This window comes from Streptomyces sp. NPDC041784, assembly GCF_055591025.1.
Genome location: NZ_JBVJAB010000058.1, coordinates 1 through 18,252, shown reverse-complemented (window position 1 = coordinate 18,252; position 18,252 = coordinate 1). Strand labels below are relative to the sequence as shown.

Sequence of the window (18,252 nt, the reverse complement as noted above, 5' to 3'; positions counted from 1 at the left end):
ATGCGTGCGTGCTCGTCCCGACGTCTGGCGCCGCTGATAACCAGCGCCTCCCTGCTCTTCCTGGCCGGTTGCGGCAACTCATCCGACTCCGCAAGCGGCACCGACGCCTCTCAGAACCCCGCCTCCTCGTCCGCCATCCCGGTGGTGGCCTCGACGAACGTGTACGGAGACATAGTTGAGCGGATCGGCGGCGGCAAGGTGAAGGTCACCTCGATCATCAGCAACCCCGACCAGGACCCGCACTCCTATGAGGCCGACACGCAGAACCAGTTGGCGTTGTCCAAGGCGAGGGTCGTCGTCGAAAACGGCGGCGGCTACGACGACTTCATCGACCGGCTGCTGAAGAGCAGCGACAACTCCTCCGCCGAGGTGATCAACGCGGTCAATGTCTCCGGCAAGACCGCCCCGGCAGGCGGGGAGCTCAACGAGCACGTCTGGTACGACTTCCCCACCGTCGGCAAGGTGACCGACAGCATCGCCGCCGCCCTGGCCAAGGCCGACCCCGACGACGCCGCCGCCTTTACCAAGAACGCGGAGGACTTCAAGGCGAAGCTGAAGCCGCTGGAGGAGAAGGAAGCGCAGATCAAGAAGGACCACGGCGGCGCGGAGGTGGCCATCACCGAGCCTGTGCCGCTGTACATGGTCGAAGCAAGCGGGCTGAAAAACGCCACACCCGAGGAGTTCAGCGAGGCCATCGAGGAGGGCGACGACGTCTCCCCGAGGACCCTGCAGGACACGCTGGCGCTGTTGACCGACAAGAAGGTCGAGGCGCTGGTCTACAACGAGCAGACCTCCGGCCCGCAGACCGAGAAGGTCGAGCAGGCGGCCAAGGACGCCGGGATTCCCGTTGTCGCCGTGACCGAGACCCTGCCCGAGGGCAAGGACTACCTCGGCTGGATGACCGCCAACATCGACGCGCTCGCGAGCGCGCTGGCCAAGTGAGGTAGCCCACCGTGGCCTCCTTGCCCCGTGCCCGCGAGGGCCGGACCGAGCACCGTGACACGGACGCCGCGGTGGTCAGCCTGCGCCGCGCGGCCCTGTCCTACGGCGAGCGCGTGCTGTGGCAGGGCCTGGATCTCGACATACGGCCCGGGGAGTTCCTGGCCGTTCTGGGACCCAACGGGTCGGGCAAGACCAGCTTCGTGCGTGCCCTGCTGGGCCAGCGCCAACTGTCCGACGGCACGCTCACGGTGCTGGGCCGCCCGCCCCGCAACGGCAGCCGGCACATCGGCTACATACCGCAGCACGCGACGCTGTCCGCGCACGCGATGCTGCGCGCCCGGGACCTGGTCCGCTTCGGCATCGACGGCCACGGCTTCGGACCCCGGCTGCGCACAAAGGCCGTACGCCGCCGGGTCGACGAGGTCCTCGAATCGGTCGGGGCCGCCGAGTACGCGGACGTCCCCGTCGGCCTGCTCTCCGGCGGCGAGCGCCAGCGCGTGCGCATCGGACAGGCGCTCGCGACGGATCCGCGGATCCTGCTCTGCGACGAACCGCTGCTCTCCCTCGACCTGCACCACCAGCGCGCCGTGACGGAACTGGTGGACGCCCGGCGCCGCTCCCACGGCACCGCGGTGGTCTTCGTAACCCACGAGATCAACCCCGTACTCGGCCTGGTGGACCGCGTGCTCTACCTCGCTCGCGGCAGCTACCGGGTTGGCACACCGGACGAGGTGCTCACCTCGGAGGCGCTGTCGCAGCTGTACGGCACGCAGGTCGACGTCGTCCGGGCCCGGGACCGGATCATGGTTGTGGGCGTCCCCGACGAGGTGGCCGAGCCGCCGCATCACGCCGAACTGCAGCACGGAGTACGGCCATGACCATCGCCGAGGGGATCTGGCAGCAGATCTTCAGCTTCGACAACTACGGCGAACTGCTCGCCCTGGTCCGCAACTCCCTCATCGCCGGCGTGGCGCTCGGCCTGGTCGGCGGCCTGGTGGGGGTCTTCGTGATCATGCGGGACCTGCCGTTCGCGGTGCACGGCATCAGCGAGCTGTCCTTCGCCGGCGCCTCGGCGGCCCTGCTGCTGGGCGTGAACATCGTGGGCGGGTCGATCATCGGCTCGCTCATCGCGGCCGGGGCGATCGGCCTGCTCGGCTCCCGCGCCCGGGACCGCAACTCGGTGATCGGCACCCTCATGCCCTTCGGCCTCGGGCTGGGCGTGCTCTTCCTAGCCCTGTACGAGGGGCGGGCGGCGAACAAGTTCGGTCTCCTCACCGGACAGATCGTCGCCGTCGACACCCCGCAGATGTCGTGGCTGCTGGGCACGTCGGCCGTGGTGCTCGTGGCGCTGGCGGTCATGTGGCGGCCGCTGTCGTTCGCCAGCGCCGACCCGGAGGTGGCCGAGGCGCGCGGAGTGCCGGTCCGTGGGCTGTCGTTCGCCTTCGTGATCGTGCTGGGGCTCGCGGTCGCGCTGTCGGTGCAGATCGTCGGGGCGCTGCTGGTCCTCACCCTCCTCGTCACCCCGGCGGCCGCCGCGGCCCGGGTCACGGCCTCACCGGTGCTGCTGCCCGTGCTGAGCCTGGTGTTCGCGGTGGCCTCCATCGAGGGTGGGATCCTGCTGGCTCTGGGCAGCAGCATCCCCATCAGCCCCTATGTGACCACCATCTCCTTCACGATCTACATCGTCTGCCGACTGCTGGGCACTCACCGGACTCGGAAGTGGGGAACCGGACGAACCGTTCCCGAGCCTGGGTGACCAACGCTGGTGCCTACCCTCCCTGCGTTCTGATCTTCCGCTTCAACTGATACGCGCGGCGGCACGCGCCGTAGGTAGTGACGCCGCTCGTGCCGCCGGTGAACACGGTGGTCGGCGCGTGCGCTCCCTCGGTCCCGCAGATCGGGGTTCGCCTCCAACTCCCCTGTGCCACGCTCGGCCGTTCACGCCTCCGGACATCACCGCCATCTCATTGCCAATCGTTTATGAAAACGATTATCGTCTTTGTTGTGCCCGGGCGGGCATGAACATGACCCATGGGGGTTTCTCTTGCGTACCCACAGACGCCTGCTGACCGTCACCGGCATCGCCGCCGCCGCGCTCGCCACGGCCGGTCTCAACACCTCCGCCTTCGCCGCCACCACCCTGAGCAGCGGCCACGTCGACGTCCTCGACGCCGAGTGGGACGGCGCCGACCTGCACCTCCACGTCCACGACGAGGAGACCGACACCGAGTACGAGCCCGCCGACGTGACCCTGTCGGTACCGGCAGCCGCGAAGGTCACCAACCCGGGCTACGGCTTCCTCGGTTCCGGCAGCCAGATCTGGCTGCTGCCCGACACCGAGGCCGAGGCCGACGCGGCCGGGGTGCTCTTCCCGGGCATCTCCACCGAGCACCTCACCACCGGAGTCTTCGCCAACAACAACGTCACCTACCGGCTGGTCAGCGCCACACGCAACGGCGCGGCCACCGAGGACTTCAGCATCTACGCGGGCAGCGGAAGCCGCTGGTTCGACAGCAACACCGCCACCACCAGCTTCAAGTCCCGGACCTTCGCCGTCGCCACCCACAACCACGCCAACTGGGCCTTCGAAGAGGCCGGAACCTACGACCTGAAGTTCAAGGTCTCCGGCACGGTGAACGGTGTTCTCGAGGAGTCCGCCACCGAGACCTACACCGTCGTCGTCAGCTCGTGATGCCGGCCCTGACGCGCGACAGACGCGCCTTCACCGCCGCGGCCCTGGCCGCGGCGACCGCGGTGCTCGTGGGCGCGGCAGGGCTGGCCGCCGCCGGTGGCAGCGGGAACGCCCGCGCCGCCGGCGGTGCCGTCGTCCTGGACGAGGGCGAGCTCGACTTCACGCCCCGACTGGCCGACGGAAAGCTCCAGTTGCAGATCGACGACCGCAGCGGCGACACGAAGGTCGTGCGCGAGCCGTCCCAGGTGGTGCTGCACGCTCCGGCGTCCTCCCTGCAGTACACCCCGGACCCGGTGGCCACGGCGCTCGGCACGACCAACATGGACTCCTGGCAGCTCAATGGCTGGGAGGCGGAGAACATCTTCGCGCCGGAGCCGGGCTGGAACGGCTCCGCGGCGGGAGACGACACCGAGGTCACGCTGTCCGGATACGAAGGTCCTGGCGACTTCGGTATGGCTGCCTACACCCGTGAGATGGACAACGAGGACGCTCCGGCGATCCCGTATCTCGGCAGTGTCGAGTCCGTTCAGCGCAGCTTCACGCTGCCTGGCGACGAGGAACGGCTCCTTCCCGTCTGGCAGTTCACTGCGGAGGGCGTCCACCGGCTCACTTTCACCGTGACGAGCGGCGGTTCCTCGGACACCGAGACCCTCGCCGTGGTCGTCGGCGACGACGTCGACCCGTCGACCGTCCTGCCCGGTGACGGCTCCACTCCCACGGCTTCCCCGACGGATTCGCCGACCGGCTCGGCGACCGCGAGCCCGTCACCCTCCGCCCCGGCGGCGCACGTCATCGCTGAGGGACACGTCGACCTGGCGGCCCGCCCGGCAGGCGGCGACCTGGAGTTCCAGATCAAGGAGGGCACCGAGCTCAACCACAAGTGGTACGAGCCGGGCGAGGTCGTCATGCACGTACGGCCCGCCGCCAAGCGGAAGATCCCGGAGGGGTACGAATTCCTCGGCGCCCCGGGCGACGCGGTGTGGTGGCTGCCGCTGCAGCAGAACGCCGGCATCGTGTGGCCGGGCTGGAACACCACGGAGTTCGCCAAGGCGGACCTCGACGGCCGCGTCTCCTTCCGGCTGGACTCCGTGCAGGGCCCCGGCAACATCGCGATGTTCCACAACGGCGCGATGGGCGACCCGGTCATCTCGCTCAACAGCGGTGACGGTCTGCCCGACGCCCATACCCTCGGTGCGGGCACGCACAGTCACTTCGACTGGGTGTTCGGCGCCGAGGGCGTCTACCGCACCACCTTCACGGTCAGCGCGACGCTCGCGAACGGCACGAAGGTCAGTGACACGGAGACCCTCGCCTGGGTGGTCGGGGACGACACGGATCCGTCGACCGTGACGCCGGGTGAAGGGGACGAACCGACGGCGACGCCGACGGCCACGCCGTCGGGGTCTACCTCCGTGACGCCGACCGCCACCGCGACCGCGTCCCCGTCGGCGTCCGCGTCCGAATCACCGAGCGCCTCGGCCCCGGCGACAGACCCGGGTTCCGGCTCGTCCGGTACCGGCGGAAGTTCGTCGACGGGCGGCAGCAGCAGCGGCACTTCGGCGGCGGGTGGGCTTGCCTCCACCGGTGCGCAGGTCGGTGTGATCGCGGGCGTTGCTGTGGCCGCTGTGCTCATGGGTGGCGGCGCGGTGTTGTTCGTACGACGTCGCCGTACCGCTCAGTGAAAGCTCCGCGTACGACGGACCGGCGTCTGGCAGCCCCCGGTCCGTCGTACGCGGCATTGTCGTGTTCGAGAGAAGGAGGAGCCCCATGAGGGGCCATCCCAGACGCACCATCACCACCGCCGCGCTGATCGCGGCGAGCGCGTTACTGTCCGGGTGCAGCGGGCTTCAAGCCGGCTCGTCCGATGCCGAGTTGACGGTGTCGACGACCACCGCGATCATCGCCGACCTCGTCGAGCAGGTCGGCGGTGACCGCGTCGACGCCACGTCGATCGTGCCGCACCACGGCGACCCGCACTCCTACGAGCCGAGCCCCGGCGACGCGGCCAAGGTGGCCGAGGCCGACATCGTGTTCAGCAACGGGTTGCTGCTCGAAGAGCCCGGGATCATGAAGATGGTTCACACCAACGCCCAGAAGTCCGCCCCGAAGATCGAGGTCGCCGAGAAGCTGGAGGAGTACGGCGGCACGGTCATGAAGCTGGAAGAGGATCTCGGGCTCGACGTGCTGTGGCTCGGCTGGGCCGTCGAGGGCGAGGTCGCGGGAGACGGTTCCCAGGTCCGTACGACGGCCACGAAGCTGGAGGGGCCCGGCGAGCTGCGTGTCTATCTCACCGACACGCTCGGCAAGCCCAAGGTGTACATCGACTCCGCCGACGGCCTGGACGACGCCGACTCCTTCACCCTGCCGCCCGAGGCGCACACGCACGTCAACTGGGCGTTCAGCAAGCCCGGAACGTACCGGCTGACCGTCGCGGGACAGACCGAGACCCTCGACGGGAAGACCGAGGAGATCGGCACCGGCACCTTCACCTTCACCGTCGGCGACGACACCGAGGCACCCGAGGGCACGAGCGTGCTCGACGGCGGGCACGCCGACGTTGCCCTCAACGCCGAGACCGGGAAGGTGTACGTCCGCGCGGACGACGACAAGAGTGGTGAGCCGGCGCGCCTCCCGCCCGACGACGTGGTGCTGAACGTGCCCGACCGGGCCAAGGCGGCCGTCCCGAAGGAGGAGCCGTATTCCTTCCTCGGCAAGGCGGGCGACCCGCTGTGGGTACTGCCGCAGGCCGTGATCGGCAAGCACGTGCACGGCGACATGGACCCCCACGCCTGGGCGGACGTCGCCAACGCCGAGGCGTACGTGCGGCGGATCGAGACCGAGCTGATCAAGGCGGACCCGGACGGGAAGGCCACGTACGAGAAGAACGCCGCCGCGTATCTGAAGACGCTGGGGGCTCTCGACGAGGAGGTCGCGAAGAAGCTCGCGACCGTGCCGGAGCAGAACCGGAAGCTGATCACCACACACGACGCCTTCGGATATCTCGCCAAGGCGAACGGCATGGAGATCGCGGGGTTCGTCGTGCCCGTGCCGAACCAGGAGCCGAGCGCGGCCGAGGTCGAGGAACTCGGCAACACCATCCGGGAGAAGAAGGTCCCGTCGGTGTTCCTGGAGCCGAACCTCGCGGCGCGCGCCGACGTGCTGCGCCGGGTCGCGGAGGACGAGGGAGTCGGGATCTGCACGATCTACGGCGACTCGTTCGACGACAAGGTCGACGACTACGTATCGATGATGCGGCACAACGCGACGGAGCTCGCCAAGTGCCTGGGGGAGGACGCCCGATGAGGGGCATGCGGAGAGTTCAGCAGGTCGCTGTGGCGGTGGTCCTCGCGGCCACACCGGTGGGACTGGCGGGAGGCGCGGTCGCCGCCGCGGACGACAGTACGGCACGTAGGGCAGGACCCGGCCTCGGCCGGATCGCCTATGGGGACGGGGCGTTGACGCTGGATCCGGCGGACGGCGCCCACGTGATCGAGGTCGGCGGCGTGGACGTGACAGACGCCTCGGCACCCGGGTGGGACACGACCGGCGTACCCGAGGGCGCGGTGGCTGGGGACACCGTGCGGTGGTCGCTGACCGGGCTCGACGGCCCGGGCGATCTGAAGGTGTACGCGGCCGAGGACGAGAAGGAAGGCGGCACCGCCGAGGACGCGCTGCTGTTCGACAGCGCGGACGACCTGCCGGACGAGCACAAGCTCCCGGTGGGCCAAGAGGGCGAGACCCGCTGGGAGTTCAGCGAGGACGGCACGTACCAGGTCATCTTCTCCGCCGAGGCCACGGCGGCTGACGGGCGGGAGCTGTCCGTCGGGACCGTGTACACGGTGGTGGTCGGGGACACGACGGCGGACGGGGAGGACAGGGCCACCGAGGAACCGGTCGCCGAGGAGACCCCCACCGAGGAAACCTCCGAGAAGGCGCAGACTCCGACAGCGGCAGGCAAAGCTGTGCCGGAGTCGGCCGCAGCCGAACGGCGCACCGCTCTGGCCGCCACCACGGCTGCCACCGAGGTTGTGTCCGAGAGGAAGGTCCTCGACGAGGGCCACGTCGACTTCGCCGCGCGCGTCGTCGACGGCAAGCTGCAGATCCACATCAAGGACGGCACGGTCTCGGGGAAGACCACCTGGCGCGAGCCCTCCTCGGTGGTCCTGCACCTCAAGCCCGCGGCCAAGAACACCCTGCCGGACAGCGACGACTTCAGGTTCCTCGGCAAGGGCGGCGACCCGGTGTGGCTGCTCGACCAGGTGCAGCAGGAGGGACTGCTGTGGCCCGGCTGGTCGACGGACAACATAGAGGCCGGGGCGAGCAAGGGAGGCGTGGAGTTCTCACTCACCAAGGTCGACGGTCCGGGCACGTACGCGCTCTACACGTACGACGCGATGTCCGGCGCCAACGTCCTGTTCAACAGCAAGGACGGGGTGCCGGACGCCTTCGACGTCGCGCAGAACACGCACGCGCACGGCGGGTGGGCGTTCACCAAGGAAGGAACGTACCGGCTGACCTTCACGATGAGCGGCACGCTCGCGAACGGCACGAAGGTCTCCGACACCGAGACGGTCACGTTCGTGATCGGCGACACCAACCCCGCAACGGTCACGCCGGGCGACGGCTCCGGCAAGGGAACCTCCGGGACGTCCGGCTCATCTTCCTCGGATTCCTCGGGCACGGCAGGCTCCGCATCCGACTCCGGGTCCGGCTCCACTGGCGGCTCTTCGACGGACGACTCCGGCGGATCGATGGCCTCCACCGGCGCCGGTCAGGCCGTACTCCTGGGCTCGGCCGCCGCCGCCCTCACCACCCTGGGCGCCACGTCCTTCCTGGCCGCCCGGCGCCGAAGGACCGCACATGGCTGACAGCCCGGCCGACAGCGCGGGCCCGCTGCTGCGGGTCACGGGCGCGACCGTCCTCCTCGGCGGCAGGACGGCCCTGGAGAAGGCCGACCTGACCGTCGACGCAGGTGAACTGGTCGGCCTCATCGGACCGAACGGCGCCGGCAAGACAACCCTCCTGCGCGCCGTCCTCGGGCTCGTTCCGCTGGCCGCGGGCGAGGTGACCGTCGAAGGACGCAATGGGCGCCGTGCCGGGCAGCGCATCGGATACGTGCCCCAACGGCACGAGTTCGCCTGGGACTTCCCCATCGACATCGCGGGCGCGGTCCTCACCGGCCGCACCCGGCAGATGGGCTGGCTGCGCCGCCCGGGCGCGGCGGACCGGGCGGCGGTGGACGAGGCGCTGGAGCTGACCGGGCTCACCGCCCTGCGCCGGCGGCCCGTCGGTGAGCTGTCCGGCGGTCAGCGGCAGCGGGTCCTGGTGGCCCGCGCGCTGGCCGCCGGGCCGCGCACCCTGCTCCTGGATGAGCCGTTCACCGGCGTCGACGCGCCCACCCAGGAGTTGCTCAACGAGTTGTTCGGCCGGCTGGCCGCGGAGGGCAGGGCGCTGCTGATGACCACCCACGACCTGGCGGCCGCCGCCCGCACCTGCCACCGGGTGGCGCTGATCAACCGTACGGTCGTCGCAGAGGGCGGCCCCGAACTTCTCGCCGACCCCGACCAGATGCTGCGGGCCTTCGGCCTCGACCGGGCGATCGGCGCGGCGGTGACGACCTCATGAGCGATCTCCTGAACTTCCTCACAGATCCCTGGCAACTGCCTTTCATGCAGCGGGCGTTCGCCGTGGCCGCTGTGATCGGCCTGGTGTGCGGAGTGGTGGGCGTGTATGTCGTGCTGCGCGGCATGGCGTTCATCGGCGACGCGGTGGCCCACTCGGCGTTCCCGGGCGTGGCGCTCGCCTACGCCTTCGAGGGCAACCTGCTCCTCGGCGGCGCCGCGGCCGGCATCACCACCGCCGTGCTGATCGCCTTCGTCTCCCAGAACCGGAGGCTCAAGGAGGACACCGTCATCGGCGTCTTCTTCGCCTTCGCCTTCGGACTGGGCATCGTCCTGGTCTCCACGCGCGACAGCTGGACAACAGACCTGTCCTCGTTCCTGTTCGGCCAGGTCCTCGCGGTCAGTGCGTCGGACGTGTGGACCGTGGCCGCCATCGGGACCGTTCTGATTCTCGTCGTGCTGGCGATCGGCAAGGAACTGGTCGCCGTCAGCCTGGACCGGGAGGCGGCACGCGCCGCCGGCCTGCCGGTGTTCCGTCTCGACCTGGTCCTGTACGTGCTCGTCACCACGACGATCGTGATGTCTTTGGAGGCGGTCGGTAACATCCTCGTCCTCGCCCTGCTCATCACCCCCGCCGCCACGGCGCGCATGCTCACCGAGCGGCTGTGGGCCATGACCCTGCTGGCTTCGCTCATCGGCTGCACCGGAAGCGTGGCGGGCCTGTACGTCTCGTACACGTACGACCTGGCCGCGGGCGGCTCCGTGGTCGTGGTCCTCACCGCCCTGTTCGCCCTCACCTGGTGTCTGGCACCCCGCCACGGCCTGCTCGCGAAACTCGTCCGACGCCCGGACCCCACTGCCGCCGTCCCCGTGTCCGCCGGACGATGACGCCCGACGAGCGGCCCCGCGCACCTTGCGGGGCCGCTCGTCGCGGTCGCCACACGGGTGCGGGTGCCGCGTGGCTCCGGCAGCCCATGGGGTTGCGACGGACGCACGGGCGACGGATGCCGCGGCATCCGTCGCCCGTAGCGCACGTTCACTCCGCCCCCTTGCCCGCTGCCTCGGACGCGTGTTGTGGTCCGGGCGGAAGACAGGGCAGGGCGGGGTCGAGCTCCGATTCCGACGGCTCCGCTGTGCGCGCCGCCTCCGGGGCGCCGATGTGCTCGCGCGACCGCGCATCGATGCCGGGGGGATCGGTTCGGAGAGGTAACTGCTCACTACGAGAAAGGCCACAGATGACCAAGACCGTCACGAGTGAGGCCGACCGCGCCGACGCTGAGGTGTGCCGCATCCTCACCAGGGCGGGCAGCGCGGTTGGTGAGCGTCCTCACTGAACCGTCCGACCGGGCCCGCCTAGCGTGAGGGCTCCCAGGACGTACCGTCCCGGGTTCACGGTGAGGAGCAAGGCCATGCTGCGTGCGGTATGGAACGGAACGGTGATCGCAGAGACCCCGCGCACGGTGATCGTCGAGGGCAACCACTACTTCCCGCCCGAGTCTCTGCACCGGCAGTACCTCACGCCGAGCAGGACCAGGTCGCTCTGCTTCTGGAAGGGAGTAGCCCGCTACTACAGCCTCGAGGTCGACGGGCGTATCTCCTGATTACCTCATCAGCGAGTCTCCGGTGACGGTCCGAGTCGTGCCATCGGTGAGGGTGAGGGTGAGGGTGCCAGTCAGCAGGTCATGGGAGTCGCTGTCCGGCCACCAGGCGGTCCACCGGCCGTACGACAGTGTGCGGATTTGCCGCACGGTGGCCTGGACGGTGCGTCCGTGATCGCGCACGGTGATCTCCTTCACGTCGGAGCCCATCGAGCCGACCGCGTAATGGAACCGAGCCGAGCCACTGCCCAGGACACCCTGCGCGTCCAGTGTGGTGCCGTCCGCGGGCACCTCGACCGGCGGACCGATGGCCACAGCCACGCCCGAGCCGTCCGAACCGGCCAGGCAGTACGCCGCGTTGCCGTGTCGAGTGACAATCATGGACTGGATGGTGCCGCGGATGTCCACGTTGCTGAGGTCACCTCCCCCTCCTTCCCCGGACGCCTTCTTCGCCTCCTCGAGGCACCAGACCAGGGGGGAGGATTTGGTGCTGCTGGCAGCGTTCACGTCACCAGTGGTGCTGGTCCAGGTGGCCACTTCCGCCGCCGACAGCGGTCCCGATCCGCCCTGTTTGGGCGGATCGGCCGGCACGGCCAGCACGGCTGCGCCCGCGGCGAGTGCGCTGGCCACGGGCAACGCGATGCGTCGCACGAGCGGGCGGCGGAAAGCGGCGACGACGGAGCGGCTGGTCTGCTCGGTGTCGCTCAGAATCGTCCGCAGCAGCCGTTCCTTTCGGTCGAGGTCGGCGGCGGAAGGTTCGGTGCGCGGTGCGGCGTCGAACTCAGTGAGGCGGGAGAGGAGATCGTGTTTCATGAGGGGCTCCTGTCAGTGCGTCAGCGAGAGGGCGGGCGATGCGGGGGCGGCGGTGTTGAGGCGGCTGGCGAGGCGCCGCCTCGCGCGCGTCAGGCGCATGGCGTAGGCCGCACGAGTGCAGCCGAGGACCGTGGCCGCGTCTCGGGCGTCGAGTCCCTCCCAAACGTGCAGCGCGAGGACTTCCTGGTCGGCCGGGGTGAGTGACTGCCAGGCGGCAACGAGATCGATCCGGCTGTCCACCTGGGCCACCGTGGTCGACCGCCGCTTCGTGGCCGCCGACCACGGTGGCCTGCTGGATATGAACCACGAGTGCGGAATGTCGGCGCATGCTGCGGTCCGCATTCAGCATCACGTTGCGTGCGGCACCGAACAGCCACGGCCGCGGATTACGGGGAAGCTCGCGTCGGCGGCGCCACGCAGCGAGGAACGTCTCACCCACGATGTCGTCGACGTTCATCGGGTGGGCACGGCGGCGCACGAACCGCAGCACATCCTCGTAGTGAGCCCGATACACGTCCGTGAACTGGGCCTCGGTGTCGATGGGCATGGCTTCCTTCCGTAGCGCCTGCCTCTACATGTCCACCACTGGCACGAGTGCAACAGGCCCAAGTAAGGGAGTTCTGTCGTAGGGGTCGACGCATACGTGGAGTGGGCTCTACTACACGTGGTGAACTGTGGGAGCGCATCACTGCGTGGTCGGCCCTTGAGCGCGTATTTCTCAGTGCGTGGGTCGCGGCGGACACGGTCGGTGCCCACCTTCACTTCCAGAGCGGTGACGTGGACGACGTCCAGCGAGCTCTCGGTCGGGCCGGGGTGTCCGTGATCGAGGTCCGGCGCAGCATGCACGACCTCCGCGTCGCCGATGGCGACACGCCGAAGTTACGTCACAGAGTCGCAGAGCACTCTAAGGGGAAAGAACCCCCTGGCCACGGGGTTGGGGACTCAGTCGGGCTCAGGGGAACCCACGGGATGTCGCACAGTTCATCTACGAGCGGACCCTGATCGGCCTGGACACCGCCGCGGCCAATGGCAACCACGGCGGCCGGCCGGCCGTCGACGCCGACATGCTCGCCGTCGCCCTGCGCCGCCGCGACGCCAAGGAATCCGTCACCGCCATGGCCGTGCACCTCGGCGTCGGCCGCTCCACCCTGTATCGGACGCTGGCCGCGTACGACGAGGCCACCGCGACCACTTCCACACCCCGAGTCACCCGGCCGCGCCCAGCTCGCGGCGGGCCAGTCGAACGCGGCGGCGGGTCAGGCCTTGGCCAGTTCTGTCCAGCGTCGGGAAAGGGCTTCGGCCTGGCGGACCGAGTCCAGTGCCAGGTTGCCGCCCAGGCGGAGGCCGCTGTAGATCTGCTGCCACTCGCGGAGGAGGTCCGCCACCGGACCGTCCCAGTCCGCCACGCCCGACTCCCGCGCTGTCTCCGCCAGGGACATCGCCGACTGGAGGTACGCGAAGGCCGTCACCACGTTCGTGCGGTCGGCGGACAGAGCCACGTCGAAGTGGTTCCTGCCGCGGAGGTAGAACTCCTGCCACCGGCTCTCGCCCAGCGTGGCGAGGTAGTGGGCCTTGTTGATCAGAATCGTGCCGCAGATGGTCCGAGTGAAGGCGTCATCCAGCAGGCTCACTGCGCGTTCGGCGAAGGACTCGGCGCGGGACCAGTCGTTCCGGTGCTTCGCGTGAAGCGCCCGCTGCTCCCAGTAGCGGGCGTTCCAGTCGCCAAACTGGGGGTGCAGTTCCTCGTAGAACTGCTCGACGTCGTCGTCGTCCGGAAAGATGCTGGTCAACAGTTTCTGCGTCATCGCGTAGCGGACGAGCATGGCGGCCCGGTTGCGGATGTGTCGGCTGTCTTGGTTCACCAGGGGCGACAAGTTCTGGATGCACTCCCGCAGGGAGGTGAGGGCTCCGCGGGTGCCCATGGAGGTGACGATCAAGTCCAAGAGCGTGTCCTGCTGGCGGGCGACCAGGATGTCGCCCCGGATCTCGATGAAAGATCCAAGGTTGCTCCGCTGGACTCCTCGGACGAGGGTGTCCGCGGAGATCCTGAGTGCCGTGACGCATTCGAGAACGCTGACCGAGTTCCGCCCCCGGCTGGCGATGGCGAGCAAGAGGATCAGCGACTTCTTCCAGTCGGCGTCGAGCGCCAAGATTTCCAGCTCCATACGCTTGCGGAAGAAGGACATGCGGCGCTCTGCAAGACCGGCGTCCGCGTCGAGTGCGGCGCCGACTGTTTCCAGGAGGCCCTCGTGGTGGCGAGCAAGGAGGGCGTCGAGGGCGTCCTCTGCGTTGACGCCGTCGTCGTGGTTGGGGTTACTCATGGGTCGCCCCCTCCTTCCTGAGATTGAGGAGATCAAGCAGCCTCAGACGAGCGTGCCGGTGGTTCTGGCGAACTGCCGACGATTTCTTTCCGAGGTGCAGGGCTGTCTCTTCGTGGGTGAAACCGTCCAGGGACCAGGCCATCGCCTCTCGTTGCGCCGGCGGAAGCTGGCGGAGCACTTCGGCCACCCGCTGCTGTTCGTCGGTCAGGAGTACCTGGTCAACTGGGGATGCGCCACACGGGCGGTCGGGTACTGAGTCAGTCGGAACGCACCTGTTGGTGGCGTGGCGTAGGTAGCAGCGATACGCCGTGACCCGCAGGTACGCCTCGGGATGGTCCAAGGTCCTCCATTTGTCGGGCAGTAGTTTCAGGAACGCGTCGTGGGCGGCGTCGGCAGCCTCATACACAGTGGCGCCCAGGTACACCAAGAACACCATCAGCCGACGCATCTCGCGGGTATAGAAGGCATCGAAGTCATCAGCCTGGGAAGGCACGCCGGGCCGCAGATGCTGCTGCGGCCCGGCGTGTCCGTCAGGCACCGGGAGTTCAGTCACTTCACCTCTCTCCAGCGCGGTCAACGGGAGAGCCGACCACGATCTCGACTTCGCGGTCACCCGACTTCTCGGTCAGCCGACTTCCAGGAGGAAGGGAGCGGACCCGCTCGGACAACCCGTGTTGAGCGACCTCTGCACGCCGTACCTCGGCCTTCTCTCTGATCGCCCGATACGCCGCGCGCACCATGTAGCCGAGCAGCATCGTCACCACCGTCACAACTGCGCTCACTGGATCCATGCCTTGCTCCTCCACGTTGGCGGTGCGCCATGCCCCGCGTCTGCCTCTTAAAGCAAGAAGCGGCCCCCAGTGTGAAAACACCAGGTCACGGCGTCGGATGCCGAAGGGAGGTCGCGAGCTCTGTCCTACTGGTAAGGGGGCTCGGAGACGCCAAATACGCAACTGCGGCCTGACTTCCGACCGAGACCACTCAGACCCCATCACCAGGATCCCGGTGTTCGTCGAGCGTCGGTCGGCGCTGGGCTGACGCTAGCCCCCAGACAAACCTCACCAACACCTCGACTGACACATCATGTCGTCGCCCGCTGACATCCTCATATCGCCCGACAACAACGCCGGCGAGCACCCCTGGCCTGCCGCGGCCGCCGCCGTCCGCCCGGCCGCTCATATTCGCGACAGCGCGACACCACCGGCCACGGCCCGCTTCAGTGGCCTCGATCGCGCAACCGCCGGCAGCTACTCCTCCACGAAGGCACCCATGAGCACCGACCCGTACACCGACGACGACCTCCGCACCGCAGCCGCCCGCCAGCACACCACCCCCACCACCGGCCCCGACTTCATGAGCGCCGGCAAGCAGACGGACGACCGATACGACGTCCGCTCCGAGGCCGTCGACCCCGAACGTGGCGTGCGGGGTGAGCACGGTGGGATCTCCTGGGCCTGGGCGGGCGTGAGGTGGAGCCGTACGCGGCGCAGGACGATCCCGGCAGGGCCCGGAGGGGGCGCGCAGGTTACCCTTGCGCTCCCCCTCCGGGGTGCGGGTCTCAGCCCACCGGGCTGTGCTGGGCGTCTGCCACGACCGGCAGCCAGGGCACCGCGTTGTCCTTGAAGGACTGGTTGACCGGAAAGAGATCGGAGCCGCTGGTGTCGTCCAGGGCCGTGACGTTGATGCCGAGCTCGGGGATGTCGCTGTCGATCGCCGAGATGCGGGCACCGCAGTCGGGGCAGAAGCCGCGCTGAGCCTCGTCCTTGAACGTCGTGAAGTACGTCGGCTCGCCACCCTCGCCGGTCCAGGTGATCGCGTCCGCGGGCCAGCCGGCCCACCACATCACCGGGGTGCCGCCGAGCTTCTGGCAGTGCTCGCAGCTGCACAGGTGGGGGTAGACGGCCTTGCCCCGGACGGTGAAGCGGATCTTCCCGCACAGGCATCCGCCGGTGCGTTCCTGAGCCGCCTCGACCACGGCGGGGGTGGCGTTCATCAGATCATCTCCCGTGCACGGAGGGCGAGTTGAGCCCACCAGTGTGCCATTGCCTCCAGGATCTGCAGGAACCCGTCGACGGCCTGCGGAAGGTCGATGTGGAAGAGTTCACTCTCCCTGATGAACCGGGCCAGGCCCTCGATGTGGGCGGCCTCGACGCTCAGGCCCTCGACCTGGGCCGCCTCGTGCTCGTCGTCGAGGTGGAGCTCGTAGTAGTAGTGCAGCTTCTTGAGGTCGCTGCCGCTCTTCTGGATGGTCAGCTCGCCGTACCGGTTGGTGACGTCGCGCAGGATCTCGGTCTCGGCGATGGCCACGGCCTCGGTGGCGTAGTAGGCGCCGGCGATCAGGCTGGGCATGTGGGAGCCGACCATCCACTGGTGCATGTCCACCAGCAGCGCGGTCTCCGGGGCGGGGACGTGGCCGTTGACGAGGAGTCCGAGGTCGGCGAGCAGGGCGTTGGAGTAGAGCACGTAGTGCGCGGGGACCCTGCCGCGCTCGCCGCCCTCCTCCAGGTGGTTGCGGCGCAGCTCGTGCGCGAGCTCGGGGCAGAAGCCCTCCACGTTGGTGGCGGCCGCCTTGAGGAACTGGGCGTTGTAGCGGGCGAAGACGCTCAGCTCCTCGATGTACATGCGCGCCTGGTCCTCGGTGAGCTTGGCCGCGGCGACCTGGTCGGCGATATTGCGGTAGATCCAGTCGACCATCGGGCCAGGTGCCTGCTCACCAGGACGTCGCCGTTGGTGAACGAGCCCATCAGGGCGCCGTTGATGGCGCTGCGGGTCTCGGGGAACGCCTTGAGGTAGGCCTGGACGAGGGAGTTCTCGGGGGTCATGCCGTGGCCTCCGGGGTGGTCGAGTCGGTGGTGAGGTGAAGTCCGCCGCTGGCGCCGAGGGCCGCGATCACGGAGCACAGCGCCTCGTCGTCGGGCAGCGTGAGCGTGCGGCGCGCGTTGAGGTCGGCGACCAGCTGGGCGGAGAGCAGCGTGGTGTCGCAGGGGACGGCGACGCCGCGCAGGTAGGCCTGCTGGGGGCCGGTGACGTGCAGCTCGTACGGTGCCGGGATGGACACCCGGGCGCCGGGCCGGACCTGGTCGGCGTCGAAGGCGGCGGCCGCGTTGGTGCGGGCCAGGTCGTCCTCCTGCGGCTCCCACCCGCCGTCGCTCCACAGCGCCGCCAGCCGGCTCTGGACGTGGCGGGCTACGTGGTCCTCCAGCCGGTCGTCGGCCGTGGTCAGCGCGGTACGGGCCCGTTCGGTCAGGCGCCGGGCCGCGGTGGTGGCGGCGTCCTGCGCGTCGTACATGGGCGACTGGACGCCGAAGGCGTCGTCGGGGTCTTCGCCCAGGACCTCCTCGAGCAGCTCCGGCAGCACGGAGATCCGCAGCAGCCGGTCCTCGGGGTAGGTGTAGAACGGCACGGCCACCGAGATCGAGAAGGTGTCCTGGCGACCGACGTGGAAGACCCGCTTGGGCAGGAAGAGCGCGTCACCGGGTTCCATGACGAAGCACTCGCCCTGCTCCAGCAGGTGCTGGTAGTCCCCGAGGGTGGGGTCCTGGCCGCCGGTGAGCTTGGCGTACAGCTCGGCCGACCAGCAGTAGAAGTCCTTGGTGCCCGGACCGAGGTGGCACAGGAACGCGTCTTCGCCGCCCTCGTGGATGCCGAACGCGGTCCCCGAGTAGTTCCCGGCGAATGCCACCTACTCCACGCCGCCGATCGGCACACCCCAGCCCTCGAACAGCGAGCGCAGGAACTGCGCCAGGCTCGCGGCCAGTTCGGGGTTGGTGGTCTCCAGGTTGTTGAGGACCAGGCTGAATCGGTCGGAGTCGACGATGACTGCATCCACGGCACGAACGCGCCGTCGTCCCACGCGTTGGTGCTGAGCACGGTCTGGGCGAGGTCGTCGCGCCGCTGTTCGCCGACGTAGACGCGGGCCTTGGCGACCGAGGGGGTGTTCGCGGCGTGGGCGCGGCGCATCGCGGCCAGTCCGGCCAGCACCTGGTCGGGGTTGGCGGCGGCGGCCGGGATGAGCTTCTTGAACAGGTGCGGGGTGGTCCTGTTGCTGGTGCGGTCGGGGAACTGGGTGGTCCAGAAGTCCGGGGTGGGCGGCCAGGCGTTGTTCACGGTTGTCTCCTGACGGTCGGGGCTGAAGGTGCAGCCGGTCGTTCTCGGGCCGTGGGGTGGGGACCTAGTTCCAATGCTGGTGACTTAGGCAGCTGTGTCTCGTTGTCTTGTGTGTGGCGAGGGTGGGGCAGGTCAGGGCGCCTGCGGGTGAGCGGCTG

General features: G+C 69.2%; 19 protein-coding genes and 1 pseudogene. 10 read left to right on the top strand and 10 right to left on the bottom strand.

What is annotated here, in order from left to right; translation table 11 throughout:
• From ACZ6D7_RS45985 to ACZ6D7_RS45940, 10 genes are all read left to right on the top strand, one after another.
• Entirely contained in the window at positions 1-942 is a 942-nt protein-coding gene (locus tag ACZ6D7_RS45985) for a metal ABC transporter solute-binding protein, Zn/Mn family (protein WP_469504625.1), read from the top strand.
• A gap of 11 nt (positions 943-953) precedes the next feature.
• A complete protein-coding gene (locus ACZ6D7_RS45980; RefSeq protein ID WP_469504622.1) occupies positions 954-1,820 on the top strand; it encodes a metal ABC transporter ATP-binding protein in 867 nt (288 codons plus the stop codon).
• Complete coding sequence (locus ACZ6D7_RS45975) at positions 1,817-2,698, top strand: metal ABC transporter permease (RefSeq protein WP_469504620.1); 882 nt, start codon at positions 1,817-1,819, stop codon at positions 2,696-2,698. The genes ACZ6D7_RS45980 and ACZ6D7_RS45975 overlap by 4 nt, the downstream gene beginning before the upstream one ends.
• Positions 2,699-2,986: 288 nt before the next feature.
• Positions 2,987-3,634, top strand: a complete 648-nt coding sequence (locus tag ACZ6D7_RS45970) for a choice-of-anchor M domain-containing protein (protein WP_469504616.1) — start codon at positions 2,987-2,989, stop codon at positions 3,632-3,634.
• A complete protein-coding gene (locus tag ACZ6D7_RS45965; RefSeq protein WP_469504613.1) occupies positions 3,634-5,316 on the top strand; it encodes a choice-of-anchor M domain-containing protein in 1,683 nt (560 codons plus the stop codon). The genes ACZ6D7_RS45970 and ACZ6D7_RS45965 overlap by 1 nt, the downstream gene beginning before the upstream one ends.
• An 85-nt stretch (positions 5,317-5,401) precedes the next feature.
• Positions 5,402-6,937, top strand: coding sequence for an anchored repeat ABC transporter, substrate-binding protein (locus ACZ6D7_RS45960; protein WP_469504611.1), 1,536 nt, complete (start codon positions 5,402-5,404; stop codon positions 6,935-6,937).
• Between the two features lie 5 nt (positions 6,938-6,942).
• Positions 6,943-8,502 carry a TIGR03773 family transporter-associated surface protein gene (locus ACZ6D7_RS45955; RefSeq protein ID WP_469504608.1) on the top strand — a complete coding sequence of 520 codons (1,560 nt, stop codon included), beginning with the start codon at positions 6,943-6,945 and terminating at the stop codon, positions 8,500-8,502.
• Positions 8,495-9,259 (top strand): anchored repeat-type ABC transporter ATP-binding subunit, encoded by a 765-nt coding sequence (locus ACZ6D7_RS45950; protein ID WP_469504606.1) that lies wholly within the window; start codon positions 8,495-8,497, stop codon positions 9,257-9,259. Before ACZ6D7_RS45955 ends, ACZ6D7_RS45950 begins: the two co-directional genes overlap by 8 nt.
• Positions 9,256-10,143, top strand: coding sequence for an anchored repeat-type ABC transporter permease subunit (locus ACZ6D7_RS45945; RefSeq protein WP_469504604.1), 888 nt, complete (start codon positions 9,256-9,258; stop codon positions 10,141-10,143). Before ACZ6D7_RS45950 ends, ACZ6D7_RS45945 begins: the two co-directional genes overlap by 4 nt.
• 521 nt (positions 10,144-10,664) lie before the next feature.
• Positions 10,665-10,856: a DUF427 domain-containing protein gene (locus ACZ6D7_RS45940; RefSeq protein WP_469504601.1), complete on the top strand. Its 192-nt coding sequence runs from the start codon at positions 10,665-10,667 to the stop codon at positions 10,854-10,856.
• Here the strand turns inward: ACZ6D7_RS45940 and ACZ6D7_RS45935 are convergent, their stop codons facing one another.
• The 10 genes and pseudogenes from ACZ6D7_RS45935 to ACZ6D7_RS45890 form a co-directional block, all read right to left on the bottom strand.
• Positions 10,857-11,666 (bottom strand): hypothetical protein, encoded by an 810-nt coding sequence (locus tag ACZ6D7_RS45935; RefSeq protein WP_469504598.1) that lies wholly within the window; start codon positions 11,664-11,666, stop codon positions 10,857-10,859.
• Positions 11,667-11,678: 12 nt separating this feature from the next.
• Positions 11,679-11,906, bottom strand: coding sequence for a sigma factor-like helix-turn-helix DNA-binding protein (locus tag ACZ6D7_RS45930; RefSeq protein ID WP_469504595.1), 228 nt, complete (start codon positions 11,904-11,906; stop codon positions 11,679-11,681).
• A gap of 142 nt (positions 11,907-12,048) precedes the next feature.
• Positions 12,049-12,123, bottom strand: a pseudogene (locus ACZ6D7_RS45925) (RNA polymerase sigma factor); the annotation flags it as partial.
• Positions 12,124-12,922: 799 nt separating this feature from the next.
• On the bottom strand, positions 12,923-13,987 hold the full coding sequence (locus ACZ6D7_RS45920) for a hypothetical protein (RefSeq protein WP_469504593.1): 1,065 nt from the start codon (positions 13,985-13,987) through the stop codon (positions 12,923-12,925).
• Positions 13,980-14,564: an RNA polymerase sigma factor gene (locus tag ACZ6D7_RS45915; protein ID WP_469504590.1), complete on the bottom strand. Its 585-nt coding sequence runs from the start codon at positions 14,562-14,564 to the stop codon at positions 13,980-13,982. Before ACZ6D7_RS45915 ends, ACZ6D7_RS45920 begins: the two co-directional genes overlap by 8 nt.
• Positions 14,542-14,778, bottom strand: a complete 237-nt coding sequence (locus ACZ6D7_RS45910) for a hypothetical protein (RefSeq protein WP_469504587.1) — start codon at positions 14,776-14,778, stop codon at positions 14,542-14,544. Before ACZ6D7_RS45910 ends, ACZ6D7_RS45915 begins: the two co-directional genes overlap by 23 nt.
• A gap of 767 nt (positions 14,779-15,545) precedes the next feature.
• On the bottom strand, positions 15,546-15,980 hold the full coding sequence (locus ACZ6D7_RS45905; protein ID WP_469504586.1) for a GFA family protein: 435 nt from the start codon (positions 15,978-15,980) through the stop codon (positions 15,546-15,548).
• Positions 15,980-16,681 carry a DUF3865 domain-containing protein gene (locus ACZ6D7_RS45900; protein WP_469504584.1) on the bottom strand — a complete coding sequence of 234 codons (702 nt, stop codon included), beginning with the start codon at positions 16,679-16,681 and terminating at the stop codon, positions 15,980-15,982. The genes ACZ6D7_RS45905 and ACZ6D7_RS45900 overlap by 1 nt, the downstream gene beginning before the upstream one ends.
• A gap of 124 nt (positions 16,682-16,805) precedes the next feature.
• The gene (locus ACZ6D7_RS45895) at positions 16,806-17,669 is read right to left on the bottom strand and encodes a JmjC domain-containing protein (protein ID WP_469504581.1); all 864 of its coding nucleotides are present in this window, start codon (positions 17,667-17,669) and stop codon (positions 16,806-16,808) included.
• A complete protein-coding gene (locus ACZ6D7_RS45890; RefSeq protein WP_469504578.1) occupies positions 17,670-17,816 on the bottom strand; it encodes a hypothetical protein in 147 nt (48 codons plus the stop codon).
• Between the last annotated feature and the right edge of the window lie 436 nt (positions 17,817-18,252).

Coding starts and splice junctions, on each gene's coding strand:
- ACZ6D7_RS45910 (WP_469504587.1), bottom strand. CDS start 14,778: ATGGATCCAGTGAGCGCAGTTGTGACGGTGGTGACGATGCTGCTCGGC.
- ACZ6D7_RS45955 (WP_469504608.1), top strand. CDS start 6,943: ATGCGGAGAGTTCAGCAGGTCGCTGTGGCGGTGGTCCTCGCGGCCACA.
- ACZ6D7_RS45960 (WP_469504611.1), top strand. CDS start 5,402: ATGAGGGGCCATCCCAGACGCACCATCACCACCGCCGCGCTGATCGCG.
- ACZ6D7_RS45965 (WP_469504613.1), top strand. CDS start 3,634: ATGCCGGCCCTGACGCGCGACAGACGCGCCTTCACCGCCGCGGCCCTG.
- ACZ6D7_RS45945 (WP_469504604.1), top strand. CDS start 9,256: ATGAGCGATCTCCTGAACTTCCTCACAGATCCCTGGCAACTGCCTTTC.
- ACZ6D7_RS45975 (WP_469504620.1), top strand. CDS start 1,817: ATGACCATCGCCGAGGGGATCTGGCAGCAGATCTTCAGCTTCGACAAC.
- ACZ6D7_RS45985 (WP_469504625.1), top strand. CDS start 1: ATGCGTGCGTGCTCGTCCCGACGTCTGGCGCCGCTGATAACCAGCGCC.
- ACZ6D7_RS45940 (WP_469504601.1), top strand. CDS start 10,665: ATGCTGCGTGCGGTATGGAACGGAACGGTGATCGCAGAGACCCCGCGC.
- ACZ6D7_RS45935 (WP_469504598.1), bottom strand. CDS start 11,666: ATGAAACACGATCTCCTCTCCCGCCTCACTGAGTTCGACGCCGCACCG.
- ACZ6D7_RS45905 (WP_469504586.1), bottom strand. CDS start 15,980: ATGAACGCCACCCCCGCCGTGGTCGAGGCGGCTCAGGAACGCACCGGC.
- ACZ6D7_RS45950 (WP_469504606.1), top strand. CDS start 8,495: ATGGCTGACAGCCCGGCCGACAGCGCGGGCCCGCTGCTGCGGGTCACG.
- ACZ6D7_RS45920 (WP_469504593.1), bottom strand. CDS start 13,987: ATGAGTAACCCCAACCACGACGACGGCGTCAACGCAGAGGACGCCCTC.
- ACZ6D7_RS45900 (WP_469504584.1), bottom strand. CDS start 16,681: ATGGTCGACTGGATCTACCGCAATATCGCCGACCAGGTCGCCGCGGCC.